Source organism: Pseudomonas sp. BF-R-19, from assembly GCF_019956445.1.
GTDB lineage: Bacteria > Pseudomonadota > Gammaproteobacteria > Pseudomonadales > Pseudomonadaceae > Aquipseudomonas > Aquipseudomonas fluorescens_BH.
This window is the reverse complement of the sequence record NZ_JAHBDN010000037.1, coordinates 273,341-284,963: the sequence shown is the minus strand read 5'-3', so window position 1 is coordinate 284,963 and position 11,623 is coordinate 273,341. Positions and strand designations below refer to the sequence as shown.

The 11,623-nt window shown below is 59.8% G+C and carries 16 protein-coding genes; 8 read left to right on the top strand and 8 right to left on the bottom strand.

All coding sequences use genetic code 11. The annotated features are described in order from the left end of the window. Window positions 1-7: 7 nt before the first annotated feature. The 3 genes from rnk to cyaY all read right to left on the bottom strand — a co-directional run bounded on the left by rnk (window position 8) and on the right by cyaY (window position 1,255). Window positions 8-418 carry a nucleoside diphosphate kinase regulator gene (rnk, locus tag KGB28_RS07485; RefSeq protein WP_008050852.1) on the bottom strand — a complete coding sequence of 137 codons (411 nt, stop codon included), beginning with the start codon at window positions 416-418 and terminating at the stop codon, window positions 8-10. 281 nt (window positions 419-699) lie between these two features. Next, complete coding sequence (locus KGB28_RS07480) at window positions 700-918, bottom strand: DUF1289 domain-containing protein (RefSeq protein ID WP_080925278.1); 219 nt, start codon at window positions 916-918, stop codon at window positions 700-702. A 4-nt stretch (window positions 919-922) separates the two neighbouring features. After that, window positions 923-1,255 (bottom strand): iron donor protein CyaY, encoded by a 333-nt coding sequence (gene cyaY / locus KGB28_RS07475; protein WP_008050853.1) that lies wholly within the window; start codon window positions 1,253-1,255, stop codon window positions 923-925. Between the two features lie 296 nt (window positions 1,256-1,551). Between cyaY and lptM the strand changes: the two genes are divergently transcribed. The 6 genes from lptM to KGB28_RS07440 are packed head-to-tail and all read left to right on the top strand — an operon-like array spanning window position 1,552 to window position 6,168. Beyond that, complete coding sequence (gene lptM, locus KGB28_RS07465) at window positions 1,552-1,728, top strand: LPS translocon maturation chaperone LptM (RefSeq protein WP_223443838.1); 177 nt, start codon at window positions 1,552-1,554, stop codon at window positions 1,726-1,728. A gap of 12 nt (window positions 1,729-1,740) precedes the next feature. Then, window positions 1,741-2,988 carry a diaminopimelate decarboxylase gene (lysA, locus tag KGB28_RS07460; protein WP_223443836.1) on the top strand — a complete coding sequence of 416 codons (1,248 nt, stop codon included), beginning with the start codon at window positions 1,741-1,743 and terminating at the stop codon, window positions 2,986-2,988. A 4-nt stretch (window positions 2,989-2,992) separates the two neighbouring features. Beyond that, window positions 2,993-3,823 carry a diaminopimelate epimerase gene (gene dapF, locus KGB28_RS07455; RefSeq protein ID WP_223443835.1) on the top strand — a complete coding sequence of 277 codons (831 nt, stop codon included), beginning with the start codon at window positions 2,993-2,995 and terminating at the stop codon, window positions 3,821-3,823. A 13-nt stretch (window positions 3,824-3,836) separates the two neighbouring features. Next, window positions 3,837-4,562 carry a DUF484 family protein gene (locus KGB28_RS07450; protein WP_150724918.1) on the top strand — a complete coding sequence of 242 codons (726 nt, stop codon included), beginning with the start codon at window positions 3,837-3,839 and terminating at the stop codon, window positions 4,560-4,562. Between the two features lie 2 nt (window positions 4,563-4,564). Continuing rightward, complete coding sequence (gene xerC / locus KGB28_RS07445; protein WP_223443834.1) at window positions 4,565-5,464, top strand: tyrosine recombinase XerC; 900 nt, start codon at window positions 4,565-4,567, stop codon at window positions 5,462-5,464. After that, entirely contained in the window at window positions 5,461-6,168 is a 708-nt protein-coding gene (locus tag KGB28_RS07440; RefSeq protein ID WP_223443833.1) for an HAD family hydrolase, read from the top strand. Before xerC ends, KGB28_RS07440 begins: the two co-directional genes overlap by 4 nt. Window positions 6,169-6,355: 187 nt before the next feature. Here KGB28_RS07440 and sutA read toward each other — a convergent pair whose 3' ends face one another. The 4 genes from sutA to glnK all read right to left on the bottom strand — a co-directional run bounded on the left by sutA (window position 6,356) and on the right by glnK (window position 9,131). Next, the gene (gene sutA / locus KGB28_RS07435; protein WP_008050867.1) at window positions 6,356-6,679 is read right to left on the bottom strand and encodes a transcriptional regulator SutA; all 324 of its coding nucleotides are present in this window, start codon (window positions 6,677-6,679) and stop codon (window positions 6,356-6,358) included. Between the two features lie 101 nt (window positions 6,680-6,780). Next, a complete protein-coding gene (locus tag KGB28_RS07430) occupies window positions 6,781-7,206 on the bottom strand; it encodes a secondary thiamine-phosphate synthase enzyme YjbQ (protein WP_150724915.1) in 426 nt (141 codons plus the stop codon). Between the two features lie 213 nt (window positions 7,207-7,419). Then, a complete protein-coding gene (locus KGB28_RS07425; protein WP_056726351.1) occupies window positions 7,420-8,757 on the bottom strand; it encodes an ammonium transporter in 1,338 nt (445 codons plus the stop codon). 35 nt (window positions 8,758-8,792) lie between these two features. Then, window positions 8,793-9,131, bottom strand: coding sequence for a P-II family nitrogen regulator (glnK, locus tag KGB28_RS07420; RefSeq protein ID WP_002555808.1), 339 nt, complete (start codon window positions 9,129-9,131; stop codon window positions 8,793-8,795). A gap of 419 nt (window positions 9,132-9,550) precedes the next feature. On the opposite strand from glnK, the gene KGB28_RS07415 reads away from it, so the two are divergent. Continuing rightward, a complete protein-coding gene (locus KGB28_RS07415) occupies window positions 9,551-9,811 on the top strand; it encodes an accessory factor UbiK family protein (RefSeq protein WP_046038993.1) in 261 nt (86 codons plus the stop codon). A 432-nt stretch (window positions 9,812-10,243) separates the two neighbouring features. Further along, window positions 10,244-10,762 carry a Bro-N domain-containing protein gene (locus KGB28_RS07410; RefSeq protein ID WP_223443832.1) on the top strand — a complete coding sequence of 173 codons (519 nt, stop codon included), beginning with the start codon at window positions 10,244-10,246 and terminating at the stop codon, window positions 10,760-10,762. A gap of 11 nt (window positions 10,763-10,773) precedes the next feature. Here the strand turns inward: KGB28_RS07410 and KGB28_RS07405 are convergent, their stop codons facing one another. Further along, a complete protein-coding gene (locus KGB28_RS07405) occupies window positions 10,774-11,037 on the bottom strand; it encodes a HigA family addiction module antitoxin (RefSeq protein ID WP_223443831.1) in 264 nt (87 codons plus the stop codon). Window positions 11,038-11,623 lie beyond the last annotated feature (586 nt).

Genomic DNA, 11,623 nt, shown 5'->3' with positions numbered 1-11,623 from the left:
GGGGATGTCACTCGGGGAACGCGCCGCCATTGGCCGGCTGCGATTCAACTTCCAGCAGCGTCAGTTTCAGGGTCTTGCCGCCCGGAGCCGGCCAATCGATGTGCTGGCCAACCTTCAGGCCGAGCAGCGCGCTGCCCACCGGCGCCAGGATCGAGACCTTGCCTTCGTCGGCGTTCGCATCCTTGGGGTACACCAGGGTCAGGTGGTAGTCCTTGCCACTGCCTTCTTCGCGGCAATGCACTCGGGAATTCATGGTCACGACATCCGCCGGCACTTCATCGTGGCCGACCAGGGTATCGGCGCGATCCAGTTCGGTTTGCAGCGCAATAACGCCCGGCAGCGTGTCGTCCAGGCTGTCGATCAGACGCTCCAGACGCTGGACGTCCAGACGGGTAAGGGTGATGGAAGGTGCGGTCATGATCTGGGCAGACTCCTTTCTTCTGCACGAAAAAAGCAAAACCCCGCCAGAAAAAGGCGGGGTTTTCATCAGCCTCGGTAGGTGGAGGCGTTTCCGGACACTATCACAGCTCAAAAAATATACAAGTCATGGCCAAACAGACGCTATGAACTTGTAGAGAACTCCTGTGGCGAGGGGGCTTGTCGGACCGCCGCACCGCCCCGCTGGGTCGCGCAGCGGCCCTAAATTTTTACGACTGCTGCGCAGCCGAACGGGGGCAAGCCCCCTCGCCACAAAAGCCCTTATGCCAAGGATTTACGGTGGGCAGCCTCGGCGCAAATCACCCGCCGACGCTGATCATCGGCCGAACGCCACTCACGAATATCTTCGACATGGCGAAAGCAGCCCAGGCAGACTTTCTGCTCATCCAGCCGGCAAACTCCGCTGCACGGCGATGGCACCGCCGGGCTGACGTTGCTGTAGAGCGGCTTGGGCGCACGGACAGGCGCAGGCTGGGTCACGATCTCACAGGCCTTCGAAATCGAGCTCGACACCGGCCTGCTGCTGGACGATACGCTCAAGCATTTCACCCAGCTGCTCTTCGCTCTTGTCGCACATCCAGCGCTCGCTTTCTTCGTCGTAGTCGAAGTGGAAACCACCGGACACCGCCGCCAGCCACAGCTGACGCAGCGGCTCCTGGCGACTGAAGATCAACTGGCTGCCGTTCTCGAACTTGACGGTCAGCACACCGGCCGAGCTTTCGAGGTCGATATCCAGGTCGCTCTCGTCAAAGATGTCCTCCAGGGTTTGCTGGGTGGCATCGACAAGGTCATGGAAACGCGCTTCGGACAAACTCATTACGGCAACCTCAAAAAGTGTCTGATCAGGCTCAAGCGCCGCAAGATACGACCGAGCCCCGTCGATTGCAAAGAATAACGACCTGTGGGAGCGGGCTTGCTCGCGAATACGGACTGACATTCAACGTTGATGTCGACTGACACGACGCCTTCGCGAGCAAGCCCGCTCCCACAGGGATTGCGTGATACCGGCCGGCCACGGGCCAAGCCCCGCCGGACGGGCGGTCCGTTGCATAGGCAAGCTGCCGGGTGGCCGGTATACTCCGGCGCAATTAATGCATTTTCAAGGATTTCGCCATGAAGCGCCTGATCTCTTCCTTTGCTGCGCTCCTCGCGGTTGCCTGCCTTGTGTCGGCCTGCGGTCAAAAAGGCCCGCTGTACCTGCCCGATGCAGACCAGGACCCTGTCGAGCAAGCCAAGTCGTCGCAGCAGCAGCCTGCTTCCAAAGCACACAAGCACGACATCTACCAATAATAAGGGAACCTCATGGACGCTTTTAACTACCGTGACGGTGAACTGTTCGCGGAAGGTGTTGCCCTGTCTGCCATCGCCGAGCGCTTTGGTACACCGACCTACGTTTACTCGCGCGCGCACATCGAAGCCCAATACCTGGCTTACGCCGATGCACTGGCCGGCATGCCGCACCTGGTGTGCTTTGCTGTAAAGGCCAACTCCAACCTGGGCGTACTGAATGTCCTGGCGCGTCTGGGCGCCGGTTTCGACATCGTCTCCCGTGGCGAACTGGAACGTGTACTGGCCGCTGGCGGCAGCGCCGACAAGATCGTGTTCTCCGGCGTCGGCAAGACCCGTGACGACATGCGTCGCGCCCTGGAAGTCGGCGTGCACTGCTTCAACGTCGAATCCACCGACGAGCTGGAACGCTTGCAGGTGGTCGCCGCCGAACTGGGCGTTCGCGCGCCGATTTCGCTGCGTGTGAACCCGGACGTCGATGCCGGCACCCACCCGTACATTTCCACCGGTCTCAAAGAGAACAAGTTCGGCATCGCCATCGCCGACGCCGAAGACGTGTACGTGCGTGCCGCGCAGCTGCCGAACCTGGAAGTGGTCGGCGTCGATTGCCACATCGGCTCGCAACTGACCACCCTGCCACCGTTCATCGACGCTCTCGACCGCCTGCTGGGCCTGGTCGATCGCCTCGGCGATTGCGGCATCTACCTGCGCCACATCGATCTCGGTGGCGGCCTGGGCGTGCGATACAAGGACGAGGAGCCGCCACTGGCTGCCGACTACATCAAGGCCGTGCGCGAGCGTCTCGACGGTCGTGACCTGGCGCTGGTGTTCGAGCCGGGCCGCTTCATCGTCGCCAACGCTGGTGTATTGCTGACCCAGGTCGAATACCTCAAGCACACCGAACACAAAGACTTCGCCATCGTCGACGCCGCCATGAACGACCTGATCCGCCCGGCGCTGTATCAGGCCTGGATGGACGTCACGGCCGTGCGCCCGCGCGCCTCCGCTGCCCGTGCCTACGACATCGTCGGCCCGATCTGCGAAACCGGCGACTTCCTGGCCAAGGATCGTCAGCTGGCGCTGGAAGAAGGCGACCTGCTGGCCGTGCATTCGGCCGGTGCCTACGGGTTTGTCATGAGCTCCAACTACAACACCCGCGGCCGTACCGCAGAAGTGTTGGTGGACGGTGATAAGGCATTTGAAGTGCGTCGCCGTGAAACGGTAGCCGAGTTGTTTGCTGGCGAAAGCCTGCTGCCGGAGTAAAACCATGCTGCTGCGTTTTACCAAGATGCACGGCCTGGGCAATGATTTCATGGTCCTCGACCTGGTCAGCCAGCACGCGCACATTCTGCCCAAGCACGCCAAGCAATGGGGCGACCGGCACACCGGCATCGGTTTCGACCAGTTGCTGATCGTCGAGGCACCGAGCAACCCGGACGTGGATTTCCGCTATCGGATTTTCAACTCCGACGGCTCCGAAGTGGAGCAGTGCGGCAACGGTGCGCGCTGCTTCGCCCGTTTCGTGCTCGACAAACGCCTGACCGCAAAGCGGCAGATCCGCGTCGAGACCAAAAGCGGCGTCATCGAACTGGATGTGCGTAACGACGGCCAGATCAGCGTCAACATGGGCGCCCCGCGCCTGGTGCCGGCGGATATTCCGTTCCAGGCGCCGGAGCAGGCCAAGAGTTATCAGGTCGACGTCGACGGCACCCCGGTCGATCTGGCCGCCGTGTCCATGGGCAACCCCCATGCCGTGCTGCGGGTCAGCGATATCAACAACGCGCCGGTGCATGAGCTGGGCTCGAAAATCGAACATCACCCGCGCTTCCCGGCACGGGTCAATGTCGGTTTTCTCCAGGTCATCGACCGGAGCCGCGCGCAGTTGCGCGTCTGGGAGCGTGGAGCCGGGGAAACCCAGGCTTGCGGAACCGGCGCCTGTGCCGCTGCAGTGGCCGCGATCAGCCAGGGGTGGATGGATTCGCCGCTATTGATCGACCTGCCTGGCGGGCGCTTGTCCATCGAATGGGCAGGCCCTGGCCAACCGGTGATAATGACCGGCCCGGCAGTGCGCGTATATGAAGGACAAGTGCGTCTTTGAGTGAGCGAAATCCATGACCGACAAGCCTCCGGTACCCGCACGACAAGCTGACGAATCACCGTCCGAAAGCCTGGAGGCGGCGGCTGTAGCCGCGTACCTGGAGGCTCATCCGGACTTCTTCGTCGAGCACGAAGAACTGCTCCCGTCCCTGCGCATCCCCCATCGGCGCGGAGATACCGTCTCGCTGGTGGAGCGTCAGATGACCATCCTGCGCGACCGCAACATTGAACTGCGCCATCGCCTGTCGCATTTGATGGACGTGGCCCGGGACAACGACCGCCTGTTCGAAAAGACCCGTCGCCTGATCCTGGCATTGATGGATGCCGCCAGCCTGGAAGACGTGGTGATGTGCGTCGAAGACAGCCTGCGCCAGGAATTCCAGGTGCCCTTCGTCAGCCTCATCCTGCTCGGCGACAACGCCATGCCGGTGGGCCGCTGGGTCACCCACGCCGAAGCTCAAGTGGCCATCGGCGGTTTGCTCTCGGAAGACAAAAGCGTCAGCGGCAGCCTGCGCGAGCATGAACTGGACTTCCTGTTCGGCGAAGAACAGCGCAAGCAAATCGGTTCCACCGCGGTCGTCGCCATCAGCCACCAGGGCATCCACGGCATACTGGCGATCGCCAGCCGTGATCCGCAGCACTACAAAAGCTCGGTGGGCACCTTGTTCCTGAGCTACATCGCTGAAGTCATGGGTCGCGTGCTGCCACGGGTCAACAACTCCCTGCGCTCGGTACGCTGAACATGGAACGACAACTGGACGCTTACTGCGAACACCTGCGCAGTGAGCGGCAGGTGTCGCCGCACACACTGTCGGCCTATCGCCGCGACCTGGATAAAGTGCTGGGCTGGTGCGTCAAACAGAATATCGGCAGCTGGACGGCGCTGGACATCCAGCGCCTGCGCAGCCTGATTGCCCGTCTGCACGCCCAGGGCCAATCGTCCCGCAGCCTGGCGCGATTGCTGTCGGCCGTTCGCGGGCTCTATCACTATTTGAACCGCGAAGGCCTGTGCGACCACGATCCGGCCAATGGCCTCGCGCCGCCCAAAGGCGAACGCCGCCTGCCGAAAACCCTCGATACCGACCGCGCGCTGCAACTGCTGGAAGGTGGTGTGGAGGATGACTTTCTGGCACGTCGGGACCAGGCGATTCTCGAACTGTTTTATTCCTCCGGGCTGCGGCTGTCGGAGCTGACGGGGCTCAATCTCGATCAGCTCGACCTGGCTGACGGCATGGTCCAGGTGCTCGGTAAAGGCAGCAAGACCCGCCTGCTGCCGGTAGGAAAAAAGGCCCGCGAGGCCCTGGAGCAGTGGCTGCCACTGCGGGCCATGGCCAACCCGGCGGACGATGCAGTGTTTGTCAGCCAGCAAGGTCGACGTCTCGGCCCCCGGGCGATCCAGGTGCGGGTCAAGGCTGCCGGCGAGCGCGAACTGGGGCAGAACCTGCACCCGCACATGCTGCGGCACTCTTTTGCCAGCCATTTGCTGGAATCCTCCCAGGACCTGCGGGCAGTGCAGGAACTGCTCGGCCACTCGGACATCAAGACCACGCAGATCTACACCCACCTGGACTTCCAGCACCTGGCCACGGTCTACGACAGCGCCCACCCACGGGCCAAACGCATTAAGGGCGACGATTCATGAGCATTCAGTTGATCACCTTCGACCTCGACGACACCCTGTGGGACACCGCCCCGGTAATCGTCAGCGCCGAAGCCGTTTTGCGTGAATGGCTGACCGAGCACGCGCCCAACCTGGGGGCGGTGCCGGTGGAGCATCTGTGGACTATTCGTGAGCGTGTATTGAGCAACGAGCCTGGCCTCAAGCACCGCATCAGCGCCCTGCGTCGGCGGGTGCTGTTCCATGCACTGGAAGAGTCTGGCTACACCCATGCAGAAGCCTCGGATCTGGCGGACAAGAGTTTTGAAGTGTTTCTGCACGCTCGCCATCAGATCGATGTGTTTCCGGAGGTCGAACCGACCCTGGAAATCCTCGCCAACCATTACGCCCTCGGCGTGGTCACCAATGGCAACGCCGATGTGCGCCGGCTGGGCCTGGCGGATTACTTCAAGTTTGCGCTGTGCGCCGAAGACATCGGCATTGCCAAACCCGACGCACGACTGTTCCAGGAGGCCTTGCAGCGCGGTGGCGCGACCGCTGAAACGGCGGTGCATATTGGTGATCATCCTGGCGATGACATTGCCGGTGCGCAGCAAGCGGGAATGCGGGCAATCTGGTTCAACCCGGCAGGCAAGGTCTGGGAAGCCGAACGGCTGCCGGATGCGGAGATTCGCAGCCTGACCGATTTGCCGGCATTGCTGGCGCGGTGGAATTCGGTGTCGGCCTGACGAAAAAACCTGTGGGAGCGGGCTTGCTCGCGAAGGCGGTGTACCAGCCACCTCCAATATTGAATGTGATGGCCTCTTCGCGGGCAAGCCCGCTCCCACAGGGACTTCGTCCAGCTCAAAAAGCTTTGTTTCATGCATGAAAAAGCCCGCGGCGACGGCGGGCTTTTTCAGCAAGCGGGTAGCAGGCTCAGATAGGCCGGCTGCCGTACTTGTTATCAGGCTTCTTGGGCGGATCGGCGACCACATTGGCCTCCACTTCCTGCACCTTGCCACCCTTGGCCAAAAACTCCTCCATGGCCCGCGCGAGAGCATCGCGTTCCTTGTTCTTGGCTTCGACACTCGGCAGCTCATCGACCGATACCGCTGCCTTGGCCTTGCCTTTGGCGGTCGGGACCGGCGCATCACCGCCGTCGTCTTCAGCGACGTCTTCCGCCGCTGCTTCCAGACCTTCTTCGGTTTCGTCGTCGTCGCCTACTTCGAGGTCGTCGTTTTCCAGATCATCGTCGCTCATGTTCTACCTCATGACTTGCGAAAAGCAGATTAGTTATAGCCCAGCTTTGCCCTCTGTCGAAGGCTGCAGGAAAAAATTCAACAGCCGCTGCTGACCAGCGGCTATGCCTCTTCACCGTGCACGGTGGCGAGGACTTTACGGGCACCGCCATGATCACGGTGCTCGCCCAGATAAACGCCTTGCCAGGTCCCCAACGCCAACCGGCCTGCCGCTATCGGCAAACTGAGCTGACAGCCAAGTACGCTGGCCTTGAAGTGCGCCGGGAGGTCGTCCAGGCCTTCGTCGTTATGCTCATAGCCGTCTGTTCCTTGTGGGATCAGACGATTGAAAAATCGTTCGAAGTCGCGACGTACCGCCGGATCGGCGTTCTCGTTGATGGTCAACGACGCCGAGGTATGCTGCAGCCACAAATGCAACAGACCGACCCGACACGCCTTGAGTTCAGGCAGGCCGGCGAGTAACTCGTCCGTTACCAGATGAAAGCCCCGAGGCCTCGCCCGCAAGGTAATCAGAGTCTGTTGCCACATACAGTTCTCCGCACGTTCGGGGCGCATTCTAGCGCGCTCTGGGAAAAAACAAAGACCCTAATATTCCTTCAATCCTGTAAGCCTTTGGCTGCACAAAAACACCCGACGTAAACATCGTAAAACCTGTAGGAAAAAACCTTTCAGCTCAGCCTTCAACGACAAATTCCAGACAAAAAAATGCCCGGCAAGCCGGGCAGTTTTTTTAGTGCTTGCTTACAAGTTGTAGCCGCGTTCGTTGTGAAGCGCCAGATCGATGCCGACCGCTTCTTCTTCTTCGTTGATACGCAGGCCCATGACCGCATCCAGCACCTTGAGGATGATGTATGTGGCGATCGCGGTGTAGATCACCGTGAAGCCTACGCCTTTGCACTGAATCCACACTTGTGCGGCGATGTCGGTCACGGTGCCGAAGCCACCCAAGGACGGAGCAGCGAACACACCGGTCAGGATTGCGCCGAGGATACCGCCGATACCGTGCACGCCGAAGGCGTCCAGGGAATCGTCATAGCCGAGCTTGCGCTTGAGGGTGGTGGCGCAGAAGAAGCACACCACGCCAGCTGCCAGACCGATTACCAGCGCGCCCATCGGGCCAACGGTGCCGGCAGCCGGGGTGATTGCCACCAGACCGGCAACCACGCCCGAAGCGATGCCCAGTGCGCTAGGTTTGCCGTGGGTGAGCCACTCGGCAAACATCCAGCCCAGTGCAGCAGCGGCGGTAGCAATCTGAGTTACCAGCATTGCCATGCCGGCGGTGCCGTTGGCCGCAGCGGCGGAACCGGCGTTGAAACCGAACCAGCCGACCCACAGCATGGCCGCGCCCATCAGGGTGTAACCGAGGTTGTGCGGCGCCATCGGTGTGGTCGGGAAGCCCTTGCGCTTGCCCAGCACCAGGCAGGCAACCAGACCTGCTACACCTGCGTTGATGTGCACCACGGTGCCGCCGGCGAAGTCGAGCACGCCCCAGTCCCACATCAGGCCACCGTTGCCGGACCAGACCATGTGCGCGATCGGCGCATACACCAGGGTGAACCAGATGCCCATGAACACCAGCATCGCGGAGAACTTCATCCGCTCGGCGAACGCACCGACGATCAGCGCCGGGGTGATGATCGCGAAGGTCATCTGGAAGGTGACGAACACCGCCTCAGGGAACAGCGCCGCAGGGCCGGTCAGGCTGGCTGGCGTGATGCCGGCGAGGAATGCCTTGCCCATGCCGCCGAAGAACGAGTTGAAGTTGACGACGCCCTGCTCCATGCCCGTGGTGTCGAACGCGATGCTGTAGCCATAAATGACCCACAGGACGCTGATCAAACCGGTAATGGCGAAGCACTGCATCATCACGGAAAGAATGTTTTTAGACCGGACCATGCCGCCGTAGAAAAGCGCGAGGCCGGGAATGGTCATGAACAGCACCAAGGCTGTCGAGGTCATCATCCAGGCAGTGTCGCCGGAGTTGAGGACTGGGGCCGCCACTTCGTCTGCCGCCAGAGCAAGGCTGGGCATTACGATGGACAACAGGGCGCCTAGCCCTGCGAATTTACGCAGAGTCATATTGTTTTCTCCTGGGGCGTTGGGTTTGTGGCGGCTTAGATTGCGTCGGTATCGGTTTCGCCGGTACGGATGCGAATCGCCTGTTCCAGATTGACCACGAAGATCTTGCCGTCCCCGATCTTGCCGGTGTTGGCAGCCTTAGTGATGGCCTCGATTACCCGGTCCAGATCCTTGTCGTCGATGGCGACGTCGATCTTCACCTTGGGCAGGAAATCGACCACGTATTCCGCGCCGCGATACAGCTCGGTGTGACCCTTCTGCCGACCAAAGCCTTTGACTTCAGTGACGGTAATGCCCTGCACGCCGATCTCGGACAGCGACTCGCGTACGTCGTCCAGCTTGAACGGCTTGATGATGGCAGTGACTAGCTTCATGAAAACTCTCTCCCGAATTGGTGGACTTGCCCCAGGAAAACAAACCCGACTCAAGTCTAAGCGCAGTGCCTGGCTTTGTAACGCATCGTCGGCCTTACCTGCCCGTCCGACGCCAGTTAACCGCTCCTTGCGAAACACTCCCCGCGTTCCGCCTGGCGCACTGCATTCGTCACAGCGACTGCATCAGTGCATGGGTTACCAGCATCTAAGCAGAAAGCTTGCCATCTCCACAAAACTCATAGTTTTCAATCTTTTGCTGGCAGATGTCTGCCATATCGCAACAACACTCGCCTGGTTACGCACAATAACGGTGCGACGCCGTCCGTCCCCATGCGCGAAAAGCGTGCGCCCTTCGCCTGCGCAAATGACTATAGACACTGCGTGATACACTGCCCGTCATTGTTTCCAGGACATTGCCCATGCTCGCGCCCAAAGACTTCCTCGACGCCCTCACCGGCACCGCCTCCCGCCTTTTCAGCGGTGACACGCCTCTGCCGAAAGCTGAAATCGAAAGCCAGTTCAAAATGTTGCTGCAGAGCGGCTTCAGCAAACTGGATCTGGTGAGTCGGGAAGAATTCGATAGCCAGATGGTTGTGTTGGCGCGCACCCGGGCTCGGCTGGAAAGTCTTGAAGCGAAAGTGGCGGAGCTGGAAGCGAAGCTCAATCCGCCGACCGAATAAATTCTGTTGTGAAATGCAGTCCCCTTGTGGGAGCGAGCCTGCTCGCGATTGAAGGTCGGAACGACCTTGCGCTTCACCTGTAGGACCTGCCGAAGGCTGCGATCTTTTGATCTTCAGCCCCGCAACAATCCCGGCAACGTCCTACAAACATCACACCGCCGTCCGATTGCGTCGCTAAGCCCCGGTTCCTAAGCTCATCTCGGCTGAATATTCAGCACTGGGTTTGGCGACCCGGATAGCATGTGACGCACCGCAACCACGTTCGATACTGGGCATTATTCCCTTCTCGAATTATGGCGGCTGGGCGTGGGAGACCTTCGGGTCTGCCGGTTTTTCGCATGCACCGGTTCGCCAACCCGCGCACAGCTGCCACCCTTTTCGTTTGGCGACGAACAGCGGCAGTTTCCTTCATGCGAATTTGGGTACTGCTCGATGGACGAAAATTATCTAATACCTCACGTCTTCACCCGCCACAAACTCCACCTCCACGCTCTCCTAATACAAAACCAACCCTGGTTCAGCGCCCGCGACCTAGGCCGATTGCTACGCATCTACCTCAACGACCGCCAACTCCGAAAACTCGATCCCGACCAATACCAAACAGCCAAAACCCTCATCCACGGTCACATCGAAAACATCCTGCTGATCAGCGAATCCGGCGTTTACGCATTACTGGTCTACCACTACTGCCCCGAATACAGAGCCCTGCGTGAATGGCTCACCCACGAAGTTGTTCCCGCCCTGCGAGATGCCCAATACCCCACCACAACCGAACGCCCGCAACTGAGCCTGCTCAACTGGCCGGAAATGTCGTTGAGCCTGCTGCACTGGAACAACCAGCCGTGGATTCGGTTGCAGGATGTGCCGCAGATGATGACAGAGCAGGATCAGGCAAGACGCCCGGTAAAACCGTGGTGGAAGCGGGCTTCACTCATCTTGCAGTCGCTTTGAATATTTAACGTTCAACTACGCTCGATCTGGGCTGAGCGCAACTCGTAGGTCGATTGCAGATTCAGCCAGAACTCGGGCGTGGTGTTCAGGTTGATGGATAGCTTTTGCGCCAGACCAACACTGACACCGCTCCGCTGATTCACAACATCGCTTATTTCCGCCTCCGGCTCGTTCAACGAGCGAGCCAGAGCATCGGTTGTAACGCCCAGTGGCTTCAAAAACTCCTCGCTGAGAATTTCGCCAGGATGAATCGGGCGCATTCCATTCCTGTTCATTCACGCCTCCTAAGGCTGCATTCAGCGAGATCATAAGCAGCAACCTTCATCCGGCAAGGCCATCCACGCTCTTTCACCGATGTCCTTCATCTTTCTCGGCAAGGTCCTACAAAAAGCGGCGCTCCGGCCTGATTTATCAGTCCTCACCCTTTTCTTTACGCTTTTCGCCTTGTTACTCGATAGACGCTAGCAATGAGAAGAAAAGGAAAAGGCACCGAACTTCGAAACCAGACTTACAAATCAGATGCACGAAAGCTCGCATATAAAATGTTCGTCAAGGACTGTAAATCTCGGGCCAGGAAACTCAACACCGAAGCGGTTAGGTTCGACCCAATAACTCCAGCTGCGATTACTGCCTGCCTCCCGTGGTTGGAAGCTGCACTCTTCCCATGGGAAAGCGTGTCGAACTGGAAGTGCAAAGATGCCAAGGGATTGGATTTGGCCATCTGGTACGAACAGAAACTATGTGGTCTGTGTTATGCCACTCCGCGTAAAAGCGCTATTTGCATAAAGATAATTCTTTTGCAGGGTCACCCAGACAGGTCTCATCCTCTTCGTGGTTTGATCGCCCCGATGGCACTGCTGG

What these genes read in the sequence shown, in the direction of transcription:
- xerC (WP_223443834.1), top strand. Translation starts at nt 4,565, where the DNA reads ATGGAACGACAACTGGACGCTTACTGCGAACACCTGCGCAGTGAGCGG.
- cyaY (WP_008050853.1), bottom strand. Translation starts at nt 1,255, where the DNA reads ATGAGTTTGTCCGAAGCGCGTTTCCATGACCTTGTCGATGCCACCCAG.
- KGB28_RS07430 (WP_150724915.1), bottom strand. Translation starts at nt 7,206, where the DNA reads ATGTGGCAACAGACTCTGATTACCTTGCGGGCGAGGCCTCGGGGCTTT.
- KGB28_RS07415 (WP_046038993.1), top strand. Translation starts at nt 9,551, where the DNA reads ATGCTCGCGCCCAAAGACTTCCTCGACGCCCTCACCGGCACCGCCTCC.
- KGB28_RS07425 (WP_056726351.1), bottom strand. Translation starts at nt 8,757, where the DNA reads ATGACTCTGCGTAAATTCGCAGGGCTAGGCGCCCTGTTGTCCATCGTA.
- lysA (WP_223443836.1), top strand. Translation starts at nt 1,741, where the DNA reads ATGGACGCTTTTAACTACCGTGACGGTGAACTGTTCGCGGAAGGTGTT.
- KGB28_RS07405 (WP_223443831.1), bottom strand. Translation starts at nt 11,037, where the DNA reads ATGAACAGGAATGGAATGCGCCCGATTCATCCTGGCGAAATTCTCAGC.
- KGB28_RS07410 (WP_223443832.1), top strand. Translation starts at nt 10,244, where the DNA reads ATGGACGAAAATTATCTAATACCTCACGTCTTCACCCGCCACAAACTC.
- dapF (WP_223443835.1), top strand. Translation starts at nt 2,993, where the DNA reads ATGCTGCTGCGTTTTACCAAGATGCACGGCCTGGGCAATGATTTCATG.
- sutA (WP_008050867.1), bottom strand. Translation starts at nt 6,679, where the DNA reads ATGAGCGACGATGATCTGGAAAACGACGACCTCGAAGTAGGCGACGAC.
- KGB28_RS07450 (WP_150724918.1), top strand. Translation starts at nt 3,837, where the DNA reads ATGACCGACAAGCCTCCGGTACCCGCACGACAAGCTGACGAATCACCG.
- rnk (WP_008050852.1), bottom strand. Translation starts at nt 418, where the DNA reads ATGACCGCACCTTCCATCACCCTTACCCGTCTGGACGTCCAGCGTCTG.
- lptM (WP_223443838.1), top strand. Translation starts at nt 1,552, where the DNA reads ATGAAGCGCCTGATCTCTTCCTTTGCTGCGCTCCTCGCGGTTGCCTGC.
- KGB28_RS07440 (WP_223443833.1), top strand. Translation starts at nt 5,461, where the DNA reads ATGAGCATTCAGTTGATCACCTTCGACCTCGACGACACCCTGTGGGAC.
- glnK (WP_002555808.1), bottom strand. Translation starts at nt 9,131, where the DNA reads ATGAAGCTAGTCACTGCCATCATCAAGCCGTTCAAGCTGGACGACGTA.